Origin of the sequence: Apibacter adventoris (assembly GCF_002964975.1) — a bacterium.
In the GTDB taxonomy this organism is placed as follows: domain Bacteria; phylum Bacteroidota; class Bacteroidia; order Flavobacteriales; family Weeksellaceae; genus Apibacter; species Apibacter adventoris.
Genome location: NZ_PSZM01000040.1, coordinates 15,084 through 32,542, shown reverse-complemented (window position 1 = coordinate 32,542; position 17,459 = coordinate 15,084). Strand labels below are relative to the sequence as shown.

The following is a 17,459-nucleotide window of genomic DNA, read 5'->3' as shown; positions in this document are numbered from 1 at the left end:
TTTATTTTTTTAACCAAAAAAACTTCCTGATTCTTCTCTTGCTTTTAAATGTGCTTGGGCTAATGCTGATCTTTTTCCTTCAGGGCTGTAGTCTAAATGACTTTCACCATTATCCATAGTAAAATCAAACCCTAATTCATTTGTTACAGTTTTTAAATCTTCTATATGCATTTTAGTAGCAAACTCTTCTCCTGTGTGTGGACATACTGCCATTCCATTTTTTATTCCTACGGTTTTATAGATATTAGCTCCTAACTGTGCAGGTCTTTGAAAAATGTGAAAAAATTTTCCGAACGGAATCCACACTAAGAATAATATAACAGTAATTGCATGGGCAACAGACATAAATTGATTAGTTTTTCCTTCTAAATATGTATAATCGAAAGATATTCCAATCCCGGTTACTGATATAGCTATAAGAAGAATTAATGGAAGCCAGTCTCCTTCAAATGTCTGAGTAGAAATTAGCCCACCGTTAGTCATTCTACGTTTCATCATCATTATGGAACCTAAAATTACTAATATAGAACACCATACTAAGGCATGGAATGTTATGAAAGCTATAATTGACCCTAATTCAAAATTTAAAACTTTAAAACCAAACATATGTGCTTCATAAGTTGTAAGAGTACCAGATTCTAAAGTAAAATGTATCCAACCAAAAGTTAAAGGTATGGTTATACAAAATGCGATCATACATCCGGTAGCTAACAAAAAATGACCAATCCAACGGATTTTTCCTCTTGGATAGATAAATTTTTGAAATAATATATTTTGGAAAAAAAGGCTTATACCTTTTCCTGTATATTCAAGAAAATGTTTACTAAATAAAAATTGCCAAGAACGTTTCCAATACATTTTAGTGGGTGGTCTTTGTAACCAAATGGAATATCTATACGTAACTCCGAATATGGAAAAAATAGTTCCAAAAAGATAAGCTATTAATGCTGCATCAAAATTCTGTAAATCTCTTGAACCTACAATCACCAAAATAATAGCAATAATACAAACTATAATCGCTTTTAGTAAAGCATCTTTATTCAGATTCTGAAATAATTTAAACATAATTTAATCTGTTAGTGTTAACTAGGTCTTTCAGCTCCTTTTCTTTGATAGTAATACCAATTAATAATTGTAGCAGCAACAGAAAAGATCAATAATCCCCAAAAAAAGCTATTTGCATTTTTCATACCTAATTCTTTGGAAGAATGTAAAACAGCTCCAATGATTATTGAAAAAATAAATGGTCCATATGCAGCTATAGCAGCTGTCCAGCCTATTACACCAGCTGCATGCACAGGATTATCTTTAAATATAATCGGATATTGTCTAAATGTTCCTGCATTTCCTATTCCTGAAAAAAAGAAAATTAATAACATAGTAATAAGAAAATAAGGAAATTGATCAATTGATGTTGGAGCTACTAACCCCATTGAAATCATAACTATAATACAACCAATAAATCCAATTCCAGTAATAGTGGTTAAAAGTGCTCCTCCTACTTTATCGGCAACGAATCCAAACAACACTCTACTAGCAGAACCAATTAAAGGTCCATAAAATGCATATTGTAAAGGATCTGGTGCTCCGGGAAAATCTCCATATAATGACTTAATCATTAAAGGAAAGGCTGCTGATAATCCTGAAAAAGTACCAAATGTCATAAAATAAGTAATGGTACAAAACCAGGTATGTTTAATTTTAAAAATTTCTAATTGTTCTTTAAAAGAAGATTTTAACGGAATACTTTTTAATCCAAACCAACAAACAAGGGTCATAATAATTAATATTGGAATATAAATTATTACAGGGCTTTGTAAATAAAGAGGTTTAGTTATTACTTCATGAGATACAGGATCTACAGTTTTTAATATTTGCGGAGCTCCTACAATGGCTATACCTAATAATGCAGGAGTTAAAAACTGTACTATACTTACACCAAAGTTTCCTATACCAGCCTGAACACCTAATGCGGTTCCTTTTAATCGGGCTGGAAAAAACATATTGGTTGAAGGCATAAAGGAAGAAAAATCACCTCCACCAAAGCCTGTAGTAAAGGCTAAAATGGCAAATACCCAAAAGGGTGTGTTGGGATTCATTACTGCCAACACAATTCCTACAACCGGTATTAATTTTATAAGTGTTGATATAGTTATGGTATGTCTTGTACCATAAATAGGAATTAAAAAGGTATGTATTATTCTTAAAGTTCCTGCTGCTAAGCCTGGAAGGGATGCTAACCAAAACAATTCCTTTTCTGAGAAATTAAATCCTACTCCAGGAAGTTTAGTTACTATTCCGCTCATCAAATACCAAACTATAAAAGACAGTGTTAATGAAATGGTAGTTATTGTAAGTGTTCTCCAGGCAATTTTTTTTCCTGTAGATTCCCAAAAATTAGCATCTTCCGGTTTCCATTCTTTAAGCCATGTAGCCATAATTATAATCTTTATATTTAATTAATTTTATTTTTTCGATTTATTTTTTTTCAATATCTCTGGATATTTCAGGCATTTTCTCACGTAACATCTTTATTATTACACGATGCATGTAAATAAGACAAATTAAAGATATGATCAATATAAACATCCAGGAACTCGTCCATAATCCTGTATAATTCAATAAATACCCAAATACGATAGGCCCTATAAATCCTCCTAAGCCTCCAATAAGTCCAACCATACCTCCTACTACTCCTACTTCATTAGGAAAATACTCGGGAATATGTTTGTAAACAGCAGCTTTTCCTATTCCCCAAGAGATTCCGATTAAAATAACCAAAGTAAGATATACCCACATGTTGGCTCCAAATTTTATTTCAGTTACTCCTTTGGCTAAGAGGTCTTTCTTTTTTATGGATTGATTTTCTTTCACTACTACTTCCTGCCAGGAGGTTTGAACTGGCAGAAAACTTGTTTCGTTTACTTTTTGTGAATGTCTTTCTTTTACTGAATATTCTCTTTTATCTACTGATATGTGTGAAGCTGTAGCTTGTGTAACTATTCCTGTATTAGAAGATAAAACGCCCGGTCCATCTGTATAAATATCCATTTTAGGAAACATAAGCAGAAAACTCAGTACAATAGAAGATCCTAAAACCCAATACATAACTTTTCTTGCTCCATATTTATCTGAAAGATACCCTCCAAATGCACGTATAACGCCTGAGGGTAAACTAAAGAAAGAGGCAAACATTCCTGCCATTACCAAACTTATTCCGTACACATTCATAAAATTTGGAACTAACCATTGAGAGTAGGCTACAAAAAAACCAAAAACCAATAAGTAATACAATCCAAAACGCCATACTCTACCTTTTTTTAGAGGTGTTAATAATTGTACAATAGTTTTGGAGCTACTTGCAGGTTTTTTATTTTTAGCAAATAATATAAACAAAACCCCAATAATTACTAAAATACTTCCATAGGTAACCGGAAGCATTTTCCATCCATTTTCAGGATCACTTTTAGAAAAATAGTTTAATAATGTCGGAGCTAAAAAAGTAGTTAAAGCTGCCCCTGCATTTCCCATTCCAAAAATACCTAACGCTCTTCCCTGCCATTCTTTAGGATACCAAACTGAAGTGTATCCTACCCCGATTGCAAAACTGGTACCTATGATCCCAAAAAGGAAACTTAATATGGCAAATGTGGTAAATGTTTGTGCAAAAGGTAAAAGGAATAAAGGTATTGAACAAAAAAGTAGTAACCCTGAAAAAACATATTTACCTCCAAATTTGTCTGTCATAATTCCTATCGGAAGTCTTAAAATTGATCCTGTTAAAACAGGAATCCCTAACAACCATCCGGTTTGTACTACAGTAAAGTTAAAAATACCTTTGTCTACCAAATAAGTTACCAAAACCCCATTAAGAGTCCAACAGGCAAAACAAATAGTAAAAGCTAAGGTATTTAAAAATAAAATTTTGTGAGATTGAAATAAATTAGCAGCCATACAAAATGTACTTTTAATAATTATATATAGTTTTTTAATTGTTAATTAATTAAACAAATAATTATAACATATTTAGATTTTCACAATTTTTAATGAATTTTAATATGTCTTAAATTATCTTTTAAATCCTGAATATTTGTATTTAATATATTTTTTTGGATTTCATTTTTAATTTTATAATATTTATGATGTAACGGACAAGGATTCTCGCCAGAACAATCTGCTAAGCCTAATATACACCTTGTGAATGATTTATCTCCGTCTATGGCTTTAACAATATCAAATATTGTTATTTCTTTAGTTTTTTTTCTATTTTAAAACCTCCATTTTTACCTTTCATAGAGCTTAATAATTCAGCCTTTACTAATTGTTGTAAAATTTTTGCTGTAAATGCTTCGGGAGATTTCAGCATTTCACATATTTCTCTAACACCATGCAATTTTTCGTTTTCTTTATGAGTCCCTAAGTATATCATAATTTTTATTGCATATTCACTGGTTTTTGAAAACATCTAATTTTATATATATTTCTTATTTATCCAATTTTGTTAGATTTTTTTGTCAAATATACAAAATTTTCCAAATATTAAAAGATATAAACATGTTAATATCTTAAATAACAATCAAATTTAGAATTATTTGAAATAAATTATAAATATTAATTTAATAAAAATTTAAGTATATATTTATTTTTATTTAAAAAAATAAATATATTTTATATTACTATTTTTTATGTGTTTATAAATTTATTTTAAGAAAAATCAAGAAAAATAATAAAAGATATTTATGTCTTTTATTGGAGAAATATTTGCTAACTTTGAAAAATTATATATATAAATATGTTTTCAAAAAGTTGCGAATATGGAATACGTGCTACATTATTTATTATTTCAGAATACTACAAGGGAAACAAACCTGGTATTAAAGAAATTTCTAATCAAATAAATTCACCAGAAGCATTTACAGCAAAAATTTTACAAATACTTGTTAAGCATGAAATAATTAATTCTACTAAGGGCCCTTCTGGCGGATTTAGTGTGAAAAAAGAACATATCTCCAACATAAAACTTTTAGATATAGTAAAAGCTATAGATGGAGATTCTATTTATGAAGGTTGTATTCTTGGCCTTCCTAAATGTTCTGAACATTCCCCTTGTCCTGTACATAATAAATTTAAACCTATTAGGAAGCAACTGAAAGATATGCTTACTTCAATCAGCGTTGAAGAACTTGCAATGAATATAAATAAGGGTATAACATTTTTAAAATATAAAGAGTTAATTTAAAAAAAATAATAGTATGAAAAACTTTGATGGAACTATTGGTAGCATTGTTGCAGATGACTTCAGAACTGCTGCCGTTTTCTCTAAATATAAAATTGATTTTTGTTGTAAGGGTGATCGTACAATAGAACAGGCTTGTGAAAGAAAATCCATTAATATTGATGAATTAAAGAATAAATTAAATGAAATTGTTACTGATAGTAAAAATGAAAATATTGATTATCAGTCTTGGCCCTTAGATCTACTAGCAGATTATATTGAAAAAACATTTCATAGATACATACGTGAAAAAATTCCACCATTATCTCAATTTTTAAATAAAGTACAGAAAGTTCATGGGGAAAGACATCCTGAATTATTTGAAATTTTTGATTTGTTTTCTAAATCTTCCAATGATTTATTAAATCATTTACAAAAGGAAGAAATGATATTATTTCCTTTCATAAGAAATATGGTACATGCTCAAATTACACAAATTCCTTTAGAAAATGCTCATTTCGGAAGTGTAGAAAATCCTATAAGAATGATGATGGATGACCATTCTGTGGAAGGAGAAAGATTCAAAAGAATATCTGAACTTTCTAAAGGATATACTCCTCCCCCTGAAGCATGCAATACTTATAAAGTTTCTTTTGCAATGCTAGATGACTTTGAGCAAAAACTTCATAAACATATTCATCTGGAAAATAATATTCTTTTTCCTAAAGCTATAATCATGGAAAAATCTATGCATTTATCATAAATATACACCTCTTTCTTAAAACAAAAATGCTAATACATGAAGTATTAGCATTTTTTTATGACATATAAAAATAGTAAATATTAGGAAAACATATCTTTTATTTTTTCAAAAAATGTTTTATCATTTTTTGTAGGTTTGGGTGTAAAATGTTCATCATTCATCATTTCTTCAAAAAAGTCTTTTTGTATTTTAGTTAACTTATTGGGATTTGGCGTCCAAACATTTACATGAATAAACAAATCACCGTGCCCATATCCTTGCATCTGAGGTAAGCCTTTTCCTTTTAATCTTAAAATTTTTCCAGACTGTGTTCCTGCTTCAATAGTTATTTTAACTTTTCCTGCAACAGTAGGCACTTCTTTTTTTATTCCTAAAATTGCTTCAGGAACTGTTATATATAATTCATAATGAAGATTGTCTCCTTCTCTTTTTAGGTTTTCATCTTCAATTTCTTCGATAACGACAATCAAATCTCCGGGTATTCCTCCAAATGGTGCATCATTTCCTTTACCTCTTACTTGAAGTTGAACTCCTTCTCTGACCCCTGCAGGTATTTTTATAGAAACTTCTTCTTCAACTTTTATCAAGCCCATATTATTGGCTCCGGGAGGAATATGATCTGCTATTTTCCCAGTTCCGTTGCAAGTCCCACATACAGTCTGGGTTTGCATTTGCCCAAAAGGAGTATTCATCACTCTTCGGGTTTGTCCAGAACCTTTACAAGTTGTACAAGTTTTTGAAGTGGCACCCGGAGCTAATTTAAATCTCTTTACTTTTACAGTTTTTTCAACTCCATTAATAATTTCTTTTAAAGTGAGTGATAAACGTATTCTTAAATTAGATCCTTGTACTTGTTGAGGTCTTGAAGAAAATCCTCCAAAACCACCACCTCCAAAAGCGCTTCCAAAAATATCACCAAAGTGAGAGAATATATCTTCCATATTCATTCCTCCACCACTAAAACCTCCTCCAGCTGCACCTCCTACTCCAGCATGACCGAATTGATCGTATCTAGCTCTTTTCTGTGGGTCACTTAACACTTCATAAGCTTCTGCTGCTTCTTTAAATTTTTCTTCGGCTTCTTTATCTCCCGGATTTTTATCTGGATGATATTTCAATGCCTTTTTTCTGTATGCTTTTTTTAATTCTACCTCAGTAACATTCTTTGAAACTTCTAATATTTCGTAATAATCTCTCTTTGACATGATTTTTAATAGTCTATTAAAATTTTATTTACCTACTACTACTTTTGCATATCGGATAACTTTGTCATGCAATAAATATCCTTGTTGTACTACATCTACTATTTTATCTTTTAAATTTTGATCTGGAGCAGGTATCTGTGTAATTGCTTCATGTAAATCTATATTAAAATCGTCACCAGGGTTTACTTCTATTATAGATACACCTTTTTCTTTTAAAGTATTAAAAAGCTTGTTATAAATTAATTTAATCCCTTCTAAAGCATCAGCACTTTTATCATCTTTTTCTAATTCTTTAATTGCTCTATCAAAATCATCTAAAACTGGTAACAAAGCCTCAACCATATCTTTATTAGAGTATTTAATCTGGTCTAGTCGTTCTTTTGTAGTTCTTTTTTTATAGTTATCGAATTCTGCAAAAAGACGAATAAATTTATCCTTCTCTTGTGCCAGTTTTTCTTCTGGAGTAAGTTCCTGCTTATTATCTGACATATTTTCAGTACTTTCTGATTCTTTAACTGAGTTTTCTTGATTATTGTTTTCTTCAATTAACTCATTTTCTTCTTGATCTTTATGTTTCGACATGGCTGTTCTATTTAAAAAATTACCTAATGTTAATCAATTTTATTGCCATGTTTATTTAAACTGTCAAATCGACTGGGTCATATAACAAATTATAGATACATATATAGTGATACATAAAATTAAAATTCTAGTTATTAAATTTGCATAAGCCTACACGAAATAATTATGCTTAAGAATTTTAATATTTTTTCAATACAATCAGAAGAAGATTTTAATGAAAAAGCTCTAGAAATTTTCAAGTTTCAATATAATAATACTTTGATTTATAAGAAATTTGTTAATTTGTTTAATATAGATATTAATAATATTACTCATTACACTCAAATTCCTTTTATTCCTATAGAATTTTACAAAACAAAAAAAATAATCCATCAAAATTATAATTCTCAATTATATTTTCAAAGTAGTGGAACTACATCTATGAATTTATCTAAACATTATATTGCAGATGAATCCATATATCAGAAAAGTATCATTAATTCTTTTAAACTTTTTTTCGGTGATCCCTCACAATATGTATTTTTAGGTTTATTACCTTCTTATTTGGAAAGAGAAAATTCTTCTCTAATATATATGGTTAATTATCTGATGCAACAATCTAATCATGAGGAAAATGGATATTTCTTAAATAATTGGGAAGCATTAAATTCTTTATTAAAAAAATTAGAAAAAAATAATAAAAAAACTATTTTATTTGGGGTTTCCTATGCATTATTAGATTTTTCTGAAAAGTTCCCGCAAACACTCAAAAATTCGGTAATAATAGAAACTGGAGGTATGAAAGGAAGGAAAGAAGAAATAACCAAAGAAGAGTTATTAAAAAAATTGCAGAATTCTTTCCACACATCGAATATTTTTTCTGAGTATAGTATGACAGAATTATTATCGCAAGCTTATTCTATGGGAAATAATATTTATCAAACGCCTCCTTGGATGAAAGTTTTAATTCGAGATATAGAAGATCCCTTTCATTTTTATGTTGATAATAATAAATCGGGGGGAGTAAGCATTATAGATTTGGCTAATATTTATAGTTGTTCTTTTATTTCTACACAAGATTTAGGGCGTCAAAGTGATAATAATTTTGAAATATTGGGAAGAATGGATAATTCTGATATTAGAGGGTGTAGTCTCCTTTTATTATAATATTTTTAACATTTAAATAAGAATAATAAAACTTGTATGGCATTTTTTTTGCATAATTAATAAAAAAATCAAACAATACATATGTATTACTACAAGAAAATATTAAAATATATGTTTTTGTGTATTTTTCTCATTTTCTTTTGGTTTATTTTACATACTTTAACAATTATAACTGACGGAACCCAAGAAGATACTAGACCGGCTGATATTGGAGTTATATTTGGTACCAAGAATAAAAAAGATGGTTCTCTCTCACAATCAATGTTAAGAAGATTAAATATTGGTTTAAAACTATATCAGGAAGGAAGAATACAAAAAATATTATTATCTGGCGGAATGGCCAATAAGGGATTCTGTGAATCAGATTTAATGCAGGATTTTCTTATAAGTAAAGGAGTTCGTTTAGGGGATATAATTATTGATAATAAAGCAAAAAATACAAAAGAGAATGTAGATAACTCTCTTGAAATTATTAAAAATAATAATTATAAAAGATTAATTATTATTTCACAGTATTATCATATTTCACGTATAAAATTAATGTATTATAAACGAGGATTTTATAATATAGGATCTGTAAGTTCAAGACATTTTAGTAAAAAACACGATCCGAAAATATTTATACGAGAATTCTTAGGTTTTTATTATTACTATTTTTTCTATTAATTAATAATAGAAATATTATAAAATTAGGTTTATATTTTTGGTACATAATTTTTTTATGAATAGTTATAAATAAATTAAATTTCCTCATTAATAATACAATTTTTAGCTAAAAATAAGATTAATTTTAAAATTCCCCATTAAATTATTTATAAATAAATGACCCTGTTATTATTTATAATAAAACACATTATAAGAACATTTGCGATTAAATAGAAATCCATATCTTTATTTATTAATTTTCCAAATAATGAATTTTATAGAAAATGTAATTAATGCTTTACTTGATAAAAATTTAGATTTATCAAAAACGAATCTAATACTTCCCGGTAAAAGACCTATAATATTTTTTAAAAAATATTTTGCTGAACAAAAATATAATGGTTTTATTCCTGCATTTTTTACAATAGAAGATTTTATATCAAAATATTCTGATTTAATTCAAATAGAAAATATTCCGTTATGGTTCGAAGCTTACAAAATTCAAAAAGAATATATTAATCCTGAGGAAAAATTTGAAGATTTTTTAAAATGGATACCTACACTTCTCAATGATTTTAATGACATTGAAACTTTTTCTGATCATCCATTAAAGATTATAGAACACCTTTCTTCAATTGAGAGAATAGAAAATTGGGGAGAATCACTGAACTCTCAACATCAAGATAAACTATTTTTTAAAAATATAAAATTTTGGGAAAATAATCTTATACTTTATAAGAAATTAACCCAATCCTTAAAAGAAAAAGGGCTAGGAACTAAGGGTATGCTTATAACTTCTGTTGTTGAAAATTTAAAAACAATTTCTATACCTCAAAAAGAAACTTTTGTTTTTGTTGGTTTTAATGCGCTAACTCCTAAAGAGGAAAAAATAATTAAATATTTTATTTCAAATTTCAACACCTTTTTATATTGGGATGCTGATAGTTATTATTTAAATAATCCTACGCAGGAAGCCGGATATTTTTTAAGAAATTATTTAAAATGGAATTATTATGCTAGCAGAGACTTTCAATGGATACAAAATAATTTTAAAGAACCAAAAATTATTAATGTTATAAGTACTTCACAAGAAGTTACACAAGCTAAATATGCCGGAAACCTTTTAAACACTTTTTCTAATAAAGAATTAAAAAATACCGCCCTTATATTATGTGATGAAACAATACTCCCTTCAGTAATAGAAAGCCTTCCAAAAAATATACAAAAGGTTAATATAACAATGGGTTATTCTTTAAAAAACTCTCTTTTGGCTTCTTTTTTTAAACAAATATTTCAACTTCATATTTTTAAAGAAAAAAATAATTCTAAAGGATTTTATTTTGAAGATGTTATAAATATACTAACTCACTCCATCATAAATTCCGATCCTATTATTTCTAATTTTGTTAATGAAATTAAGCAATCTAACCGTGTGTTTATATCTGATTATTTAATTTATAAACAATTATCGAATCTCAATATTTTCTTTATTTTTAAAGAATATACAAGCCCTATACATTTATTAATAAAATTGAAAGAGTTCTGTGAAATTATGCATGAAGAAACAAAGGAAACAGAACCGATATTAAAAGAAAATTTTTTAAGATTTAAAAATATTTTTTCTCAACTTATTTTTCAATTAGGAGAAAATCCAATTATAGATAGTTTTTCTGTTTTACAAACCTTTTACCATCATGTATTAAACAATGAAAAAATTGATTTTATTGGAGAACCTTTAGAGGGACTTCAGCTTATGGGATTATTGGAATCTCGTTTATTAAGCTTCAAAAATATCATTATGCTTGGGGTTAATGAGGGAATTCTGCCTGCCGGTAAAACAGACAATTCTTTTATTCCTTTTGATGTAAAGAAAAATTATAATATCAATACTTTTTTAGAAAATGACGCTATTTATGCCTATCATTTTTACCGATTATTGCAACATGCAGAAAATATAACCTTACTATATAATAATTATACTGAGGGAATAAATTCCGGTGAAAAAAGCAGGTTTATTAGTCAACTACAATTTGAATCCGGTAATCAAATAAATGAAATTGTAGCTACCTATTCCGGAAATTTACAAAAAAATAAAAAATTATCTATACTTAAAACTCCTGCATTAATGAAGGCAATAAATGAGTGGCTACAAGAACCTATCTCGCCTACTCATTTGACAAATTACCATTATAATCCTATTATTTTTTATATACAGAAAATATTACATTTAGAGAAAGAACAGGAAATAGAAGAAGAAATTTCCCCTCTTAATTATGGGAATTTAATTCATCATACCTTAGAATCTCTTTATTCTCCTTATAAAGAAAAACAACTTTCAATAGATATTTTAGAACAAATGTTAAAAGAATATCCTTTGAAATTAAATACATACATAAATCAAAATTTAAATAAAGATCTATTTGAAAGAGGCCATAATTATTTACAAAAATTATTAGCAGAAAAAACTGTTGAAAAGATAATTCTCAGAGATATTACCGATATAAAAAATGGAAATACGATTTTCATTAAAGATATTGAAAAAAGGTTATTTTCAAAAATTAACCTTGATCATATAGGCGAAATTCACTTAAAAGGTTTCGTTGACAGATGGGATATTTTTAATGGTCAAAATCGTATTATAGACTACAAAACATCTTCTGTAAATCCTTTAAAATTTAAATATGAAAAAATAGATAAAATAAGAGAGAATAATAATTACAAATTTTTTATTCAATTAATATTTTATGCTTATATGATTTTAAATGAAAAAATGTCTGAAACTGTAAAAGTAGGCATCTGGAGTTTTAAAAAACCTTTCAAAGGTTTAGAAATACTATCTATGGATAACAATGATGTTTTTACTTATTCTGAAGTAATTACATTATTTAAAAATGTAACTTCCCTCATAGAAGAAATTGCAAATCCTAATATTCCGTTTTCTGAAAAAGATTAGGTTTTATTAGTATCAAAAATTATATTTTTTATATGTACTAAAAGATAATTATCTTTGAAAACATAATTTACCTCATGGAGATAGACCTTAAATATATTCGCAGCCAATTCCCAATATTAACTCAAACTGTTAATCAGAAACCTTTAATTTATCTGGATAATGCTGCTACTACCCAAAAACCATTTCCCGTTTTGGAGGCTGAAGATATTTATTATAAAACTATTAATTCCAATGTACATCGTGGTGTGCATACACTAAGCCAGCTCTCAACTATTGAAATGGAAGCTACTAGAGGAGCTGTAAAAGAATTTATTAATGCAAAAAAAGATTATGAAATTATATTTACCAAAGGCACTACTGATGGAATCAATTTATTAGCTTCAAGCATAGAGCCTTTGGTAAACAAAGGAGATGAAATCATAATATCGACTTTAGAGCATCATTCTAATATAGTTCCATGGCAATTTTTAGCAGAAAGAAAAGGTTTAATATTAAAAGTTATTCCCATTGATGAAAATGGAGAATTATTATTAAATGAATTTGAAAAACTTATAACAGAGAAAACAAAAATTGTTGCTATAAATCATATTTCAAATGCTTTAGGGGTTGTAAATTCTATAGAACATATAATAAAAAAAGCTCATGAAGCACAAGCTTTTGTATTAATTGATGGAGCTCAAGCAATTTCTCATAAAAAAATAGATGTTCAAAAGCTAAATGTTGATTTTTATGTATTTTCAGCACATAAAATGTATGGACCTACAGGGGTGGGTATTTTATATGGAAAAGAAAAATTACTAGAGAGAATGAAACCGTATCAGGGTGGAGGAGAAATGATTAAAGAAGTTACTTTTGAGAAAACGACTTATGCAGATTTACCTTTCAAATTTGAGGCAGGAACTCCTAATATAGCAGGAAATATTGTATTAAAAAAAGCTATTGAATTTATACAGAATATTGGTTTAGAAAATATTGAAAAATATGAAAATAGCATTTTAAAATATATTACGAAAAAATTAGAGGAATTAGATGGTATTACTACTTATGCTAAAAATAGCACTTCTAAAACCGGAGTGGTTTCTTTTAATTTAGATATTAATAACATACATTCTTCAGATGTTGGATTCATTTTGGATAAGCAAGGAATTGCAGTAAGAACGGGACATCATTGTGCACAACCTCTTATGAGACATCTTGGAGTAACAGGCACTGTAAGAGCCTCTGTAGCTATATATAATACAAAAGAAGAAATAGATCTTTTGATTGAAGGAATTACATTAGCACAAAAAATGCTGCAATAGCTTATAAAAATTATATAATCAGAGATTATCCTCGGTCATAATCATCATAATCATAATAATCATAATCTAAATCATAATAGTAATCATCTTGATCATAGGGATTTAATTGAGAATTGTTTAATGTTTTACAACTACTTAAACACATAAGTAAGAGAAATAATAAAAATAATCTATTTATAATCATATTGATTTTTTCATTTGAATTAAGACATGAATATAAATCTCAATTTTTTGGATTTTAAAATCCTTATTTATAGTTTTTTTAATTTATAATAATAACTGTTTTCTTACCAACTACCACTGGCTCCACCACCTCCAAAGCTTCCTCCGCCACCAAAACCTCCAAAACCTCCACCACTTGAGCTTCCTCTGCCAAAACCACCAAAGCCTCCGCCTAAGAAACCTCCGCCAAAACCTCCCCAAAAATCATCATCATCATCTTTCTTTTTCTTCTTTCCATTTCTATCGTAGTAGGTACTACTTGTTGATTTTTTTTTCATCAATACTATAAATAAAATAAAGAAAAAAAGAATCAACGCTACAACAAATCCTGACATACCATCGTCTGTATCATCCGTTTTCGGAGATGCTTTAAACTTACCTTGCAATACTTTAATAATTTGATCTGTTCCTGAATTTATAGCTCCAAAAAAATCATTATTTTTAAGATAAGGCACCATATACTGGTTTATAATTATGCCAGAATAAAGATCTGTCATTGCATCTTCTGTTCCTTTTCCATTTTGAATTGCCAACTTATGATCATTTACTGCTATTAATAATAAAATACCATTGTTTTTATCTTTTTGCCCTATTCCCCATTGAGTTCCCCATTTGGCTCCAACGTAATTTATATCGTCACCATCTAAGGTTTTTATTGTGCAAACTATAATTTCTGTAGAAGTAGAATCACTATAAGAAATAAGTTTTTGATTTATCTCTTGTTTTTGTTGCGTAGTAAGTATTCCTGCATAATCATTAACAGGATATATAATTTTTGGTCTTTCAGGAATTTTAAATTCTGTTTGGGCATAAGATAAAAATCCAAAAAGAAAAGTGCATAAAATAAATAAATTCTTAACGCGAAATCTCATTAGCTAGTTCATTTTCATTATTGTCTCCGTCAGAGGGAAAATATTTTTTTAATTGATTTCCTGTTTTAAAAATTGCATTAATCAAGCCTTCTTTATATTTTTCTTTTTTAAAAGATTCTATAATTTCTTCCAAAATTTCGTTCCAAAAAGATTGTCTTACTAACTTATGTATATTTTCATCTCCAATTATCGCCACTTTTCTCAAATTTTCGGAAACATAAAAAAGAACACCGTTTCTGTTCTTTGTTTTTTGCATGCCAATTTTATAAAATATATCTTGTGCTGTAGCTAAAGCATCACCTTTTAGATGTTGATCCAAATGAACCCGAATTTCTCCGGTAGATAATAGCTCAGCATTTCTAATAGCTTCTATAATTTCTTTTTCATCTTCTGACGAAAACAACATGTTTTTCTATTTTATTTATTATCTGTACCGTTTAATAGGGTATTTACATCTGGAGCCTTTTGTGCTCCTGAATCTGCTTTAAATAATCCCTTTTCTTTAAATCCTCTTAATCCGGCTATAATACTGGAAGGAAATTGTTGTATTTTTATATTATATGTAGTTGCAGATTGATTAAAATTATCACGATCTATTTTAATTCTATTTTCAGTTCCTTCTAATTGATTCTGAAGAGATAATATATTTTGGTTAGCTTTCAGATCCGGGTATCTTTCAATTGAAACTAATAATCGGCTCAATGCTGATCCCAAGCCGGATTGAGCTTGTTGAAATTCTGCTAATTTTTCAGGAGAAAGATTAGAGGGATCTATTTGTACAGACGTAGCTTTAGCACGTGCATTTATAACATCTGTTAAAGTTTCTTTTTCATAATTTGTAGCCTTGTTAACAGTCCCTACTAAATTAGGTATTAAATCTGCCCTTCTTTGATAAGAACTTTCTACATTTCCCCATTTAAGATTTACATCGTTATTTAGCTGAACCAAATTATTATTTACAGATACTCCCCAAAAGAAAATACCAATACAAATTAAAAACAATATAAGAAATATACCTCCTCCTATTAGACATCCTTTACTTTTCATATTCTTTAAATATTATACTATTATTGCTTACAAAGATAGACTATTTAATTATATAATTTACAGGAAAAATAAAAAAACTATCCCAAAAAAGATAGTTTTTTTTATTTTTATTATAAAAAATTTTATATTTATAATGCATTTTCTGCTTTTCTTATCTCATCTAGTTTATCTCTCATTCCTAAAACTCTGTATGCTTCTTTAAGTACTTGAATAATTTCTATATCTTTTTTATCAAATTCGTAAGCTTTTTCTATATAAGGAAGAGCTTCTTTAAACATATTTTTTCTCTGAGATAATAATACATCATATTTTTGTTGATCCGCTTTATTAGCCCCTAAAGCTTTCATTTTTTCAACAATTTCTTTATCAGGAGATAAACTTAATGAAGCTAAATTAAGATAAGCAACAGCATAATCGGGTTTTATAGATATAACCTTATTATAGTAAGATTTAGCCAAATCATAAGTTTTTGGATCTTTACTATAGATTACCCCTAAGTTAAATAAAGAGATATAATCATTTGGATCTTTCTGTACCGCACTTTTTAATTGATTTATATATTTATCTGTTTGTCCGGTCTGATAATAAAGCTCCCCTATTTGACTATTTAAATTTTTATCTCCAGGAAATTTAACTAATCCTTTTTCTGCAATAGTTAAGGCCTCATCATATTTTTTATCTGCTGATAATATTGCTATAGCATAACTGTATATTTCTGCTTCTACTGAGGGAGTTTCTTCCGTTTTAAAATCAGAAAATCCGGAATTTGGAGTAGATTTAAATAAATTATACTGTTGTTCCGTCAAACCTACTCTTACTCCATTTTGTATAGCTGTATATAAAGTTTTCTTTCCTGTATACCCGGTATTAATTAGTTCTTTATATAATTCTAAAGCTTTAGCATTGTTCTTGGCTGCATGATAAGAAATGGCAGCATAGTACATATAAATTTCATCATTGCTACCAGCGGCTTTAGTTAAATAATGCGCTTCTAAAAAATCATCGCCAGAGCCGGCATAATTTTTAGCGTTGTATTCTTCAGTAGCTTGGTTAGCTATGGTTTGTCTTTTTTGTTCTATAACTGGAAGTACTTTTTGTAAAAAATTAGTCCCTGATTTAGTTTCTTTAAGACCGCTAAATCCTTGTGCCTGCAAGTTATTAGCTTCTTGTTTAGACAAAGTAAAAGCTTTTTGTTTATTACTTTTATTTTTCAATGAATATACCGGACCTTGCTCATAAGCAGACAAAATTGAAAATGTTTGTGCAGCTTCTAAGTTTTTTCCATTTTCTAAAAGGGTACTTCCTTTAATATATAAAAATTTAGCATAAACATCGGGTTCTAAAGCCTGAGCCTTTTCTAACACTACAGGATCTACCTGTTGAATTAAGGTCTGCGCTTGTGCTTTATTTCCATTTTCAAAAGAATTAAAGGCTTCTTTTATTTCTTTTTCTTGTCCAAAAGAAAGTATTGAAAATAAAGTCAATAATGATAAAGTTATCTTTTTCAT

16 protein-coding genes and 1 pseudogene are annotated in these 17,459 nt (G+C 28.2%); 6 read left to right on the top strand and 11 right to left on the bottom strand.

Annotated elements, in window-relative coordinates; translation table 11 throughout:
- Nucleotides 1–9: 9 nt before the first annotated feature.
- The 4 genes and pseudogenes from C4S77_RS06900 to C4S77_RS13545 form a co-directional block, all read right to left on the bottom strand.
- The gene (locus tag C4S77_RS06900) at nucleotides 10–1,065 is read right to left on the bottom strand and encodes an MFS transporter (protein ID WP_105246943.1); all 1,056 of its coding nucleotides are present in this window, start codon (nucleotides 1,063–1,065) and stop codon (nucleotides 10–12) included.
- Between the two features lie 17 nt (nucleotides 1,066–1,082).
- Complete coding sequence (locus C4S77_RS06895) at nucleotides 1,083–2,438, bottom strand: MFS transporter (RefSeq protein WP_105246942.1); 1,356 nt, start codon at nucleotides 2,436–2,438, stop codon at nucleotides 1,083–1,085.
- Nucleotides 2,439–2,478: 40 nt separating this feature from the next.
- Nucleotides 2,479–3,954: an MFS transporter gene (locus C4S77_RS06890; RefSeq protein WP_105246941.1), complete on the bottom strand. Its 1,476-nt coding sequence runs from the start codon at nucleotides 3,952–3,954 to the stop codon at nucleotides 2,479–2,481.
- An 89-nt stretch (nucleotides 3,955–4,043) separates the two neighbouring features.
- A pseudogene (locus C4S77_RS13545) lies at nucleotides 4,044–4,429 on the bottom strand (RrF2 family transcriptional regulator).
- A gap of 363 nt (nucleotides 4,430–4,792) precedes the next feature.
- On the opposite strand from C4S77_RS13545, the gene C4S77_RS06880 reads away from it, so the two are divergent.
- The gene (locus tag C4S77_RS06880) at nucleotides 4,793–5,239 is read left to right on the top strand and encodes an RrF2 family transcriptional regulator (protein ID WP_105193954.1); all 447 of its coding nucleotides are present in this window, start codon (nucleotides 4,793–4,795) and stop codon (nucleotides 5,237–5,239) included.
- 13 nt (nucleotides 5,240–5,252) lie between these two features.
- Nucleotides 5,253–5,978 carry an iron-sulfur cluster repair di-iron protein gene (gene ric, locus C4S77_RS06875; RefSeq protein WP_105193953.1) on the top strand — a complete coding sequence of 242 codons (726 nt, stop codon included), beginning with the start codon at nucleotides 5,253–5,255 and terminating at the stop codon, nucleotides 5,976–5,978.
- 80 nt (nucleotides 5,979–6,058) lie between these two features.
- On the opposite strand, the gene dnaJ is transcribed toward ric, so the two are convergent.
- On the bottom strand, nucleotides 6,059–7,183 hold the full coding sequence (gene dnaJ / locus C4S77_RS06870) for a molecular chaperone DnaJ (RefSeq protein ID WP_105246940.1): 1,125 nt from the start codon (nucleotides 7,181–7,183) through the stop codon (nucleotides 6,059–6,061).
- 24 nt (nucleotides 7,184–7,207) lie between these two features.
- A complete protein-coding gene (locus C4S77_RS06865) occupies nucleotides 7,208–7,765 on the bottom strand; it encodes a nucleotide exchange factor GrpE (protein WP_105246939.1) in 558 nt (185 codons plus the stop codon).
- 165 nt (nucleotides 7,766–7,930) lie between these two features.
- Between C4S77_RS06865 and C4S77_RS06860 the strand changes: the two genes are divergently transcribed.
- The 4 genes from C4S77_RS06860 (at nucleotide 7,931) to C4S77_RS06845 (ending at nucleotide 13,810) form a co-directional block, all read left to right on the top strand.
- Entirely contained in the window at nucleotides 7,931–8,911 is a 981-nt protein-coding gene (locus C4S77_RS06860) for a long-chain-fatty-acid--protein ligase (protein WP_105246938.1), read from the top strand.
- Between the two features lie 111 nt (nucleotides 8,912–9,022).
- Nucleotides 9,023–9,577: a YdcF family protein gene (locus tag C4S77_RS06855; protein ID WP_181042842.1), complete on the top strand. Its 555-nt coding sequence runs from the start codon at nucleotides 9,023–9,025 to the stop codon at nucleotides 9,575–9,577.
- 247 nt (nucleotides 9,578–9,824) lie between these two features.
- On the top strand, nucleotides 9,825–12,509 hold the full coding sequence (locus tag C4S77_RS06850; RefSeq protein ID WP_105246936.1) for a PD-(D/E)XK nuclease family protein: 2,685 nt from the start codon (nucleotides 9,825–9,827) through the stop codon (nucleotides 12,507–12,509).
- Nucleotides 12,510–12,583: 74 nt separating this feature from the next.
- The gene (locus tag C4S77_RS06845; RefSeq protein WP_105246935.1) at nucleotides 12,584–13,810 is read left to right on the top strand and encodes an aminotransferase class V-fold PLP-dependent enzyme; all 1,227 of its coding nucleotides are present in this window, start codon (nucleotides 12,584–12,586) and stop codon (nucleotides 13,808–13,810) included.
- Between the two features lie 25 nt (nucleotides 13,811–13,835).
- On the opposite strand, the gene C4S77_RS13040 is transcribed toward C4S77_RS06845, so the two are convergent.
- The 5 genes from C4S77_RS13040 to C4S77_RS06825 all read right to left on the bottom strand — a co-directional run bounded on the left by C4S77_RS13040 (nucleotide 13,836) and on the right by C4S77_RS06825 (nucleotide 17,459).
- On the bottom strand, nucleotides 13,836–13,994 hold the full coding sequence (locus tag C4S77_RS13040) for a hypothetical protein (RefSeq protein WP_181042841.1): 159 nt from the start codon (nucleotides 13,992–13,994) through the stop codon (nucleotides 13,836–13,838).
- A gap of 103 nt (nucleotides 13,995–14,097) precedes the next feature.
- On the bottom strand, nucleotides 14,098–14,904 hold the full coding sequence (locus C4S77_RS06840; RefSeq protein WP_105193946.1) for a TPM domain-containing protein: 807 nt from the start codon (nucleotides 14,902–14,904) through the stop codon (nucleotides 14,098–14,100).
- Nucleotides 14,888–15,310, bottom strand: coding sequence for a TPM domain-containing protein (locus C4S77_RS06835; RefSeq protein ID WP_105193945.1), 423 nt, complete (start codon nucleotides 15,308–15,310; stop codon nucleotides 14,888–14,890). The genes C4S77_RS06840 and C4S77_RS06835 overlap by 17 nt, the downstream gene beginning before the upstream one ends.
- Nucleotides 15,311–15,321: 11 nt before the next feature.
- Complete coding sequence (locus C4S77_RS06830; protein ID WP_105246934.1) at nucleotides 15,322–15,951, bottom strand: LemA family protein; 630 nt, start codon at nucleotides 15,949–15,951, stop codon at nucleotides 15,322–15,324.
- 128 nt (nucleotides 15,952–16,079) lie between these two features.
- Nucleotides 16,080–17,459: a tetratricopeptide repeat protein gene (locus tag C4S77_RS06825; protein ID WP_146106065.1), complete on the bottom strand. Its 1,380-nt coding sequence runs from the start codon at nucleotides 17,457–17,459 to the stop codon at nucleotides 16,080–16,082.

What these genes read in the sequence shown, in the direction of transcription:
- C4S77_RS06900 (WP_105246943.1), bottom strand. Translation starts at nt 1,065, where the DNA reads ATGTTTAAATTATTTCAGAATCTGAATAAAGATGCTTTACTAAAAGCG.
- C4S77_RS06895 (WP_105246942.1), bottom strand. Translation starts at nt 2,438, where the DNA reads ATGGCTACATGGCTTAAAGAATGGAAACCGGAAGATGCTAATTTTTGG.
- C4S77_RS06890 (WP_105246941.1), bottom strand. Translation starts at nt 3,954, where the DNA reads ATGGCTGCTAATTTATTTCAATCTCACAAAATTTTATTTTTAAATACC.
- C4S77_RS06880 (WP_105193954.1), top strand. Translation starts at nt 4,793, where the DNA reads ATGTTTTCAAAAAGTTGCGAATATGGAATACGTGCTACATTATTTATT.
- ric (WP_105193953.1), top strand. Translation starts at nt 5,253, where the DNA reads ATGAAAAACTTTGATGGAACTATTGGTAGCATTGTTGCAGATGACTTC.
- dnaJ (WP_105246940.1), bottom strand. Translation starts at nt 7,183, where the DNA reads ATGTCAAAGAGAGATTATTACGAAATATTAGAAGTTTCAAAGAATGTT.
- C4S77_RS06865 (WP_105246939.1), bottom strand. Translation starts at nt 7,765, where the DNA reads ATGTCGAAACATAAAGATCAAGAAGAAAATGAGTTAATTGAAGAAAAC.
- C4S77_RS06860 (WP_105246938.1), top strand. Translation starts at nt 7,931, where the DNA reads ATGCTTAAGAATTTTAATATTTTTTCAATACAATCAGAAGAAGATTTT.
- C4S77_RS06855 (WP_181042842.1), top strand. Translation starts at nt 9,023, where the DNA reads ATGTTTTTGTGTATTTTTCTCATTTTCTTTTGGTTTATTTTACATACT.
- C4S77_RS06850 (WP_105246936.1), top strand. Translation starts at nt 9,825, where the DNA reads ATGAATTTTATAGAAAATGTAATTAATGCTTTACTTGATAAAAATTTA.
- C4S77_RS06845 (WP_105246935.1), top strand. Translation starts at nt 12,584, where the DNA reads ATGGAGATAGACCTTAAATATATTCGCAGCCAATTCCCAATATTAACT.
- C4S77_RS13040 (WP_181042841.1), bottom strand. Translation starts at nt 13,994, where the DNA reads ATGATTATAAATAGATTATTTTTATTATTTCTCTTACTTATGTGTTTA.
- C4S77_RS06840 (WP_105193946.1), bottom strand. Translation starts at nt 14,904, where the DNA reads ATGAGATTTCGCGTTAAGAATTTATTTATTTTATGCACTTTTCTTTTT.
- C4S77_RS06835 (WP_105193945.1), bottom strand. Translation starts at nt 15,310, where the DNA reads ATGTTGTTTTCGTCAGAAGATGAAAAAGAAATTATAGAAGCTATTAGA.
- C4S77_RS06830 (WP_105246934.1), bottom strand. Translation starts at nt 15,951, where the DNA reads ATGAAAAGTAAAGGATGTCTAATAGGAGGAGGTATATTTCTTATATTG.
- C4S77_RS06825 (WP_146106065.1), bottom strand. Translation starts at nt 17,459, where the DNA reads ATGAAAAAGATAACTTTATCATTATTGACTTTATTTTCAATACTTTCT.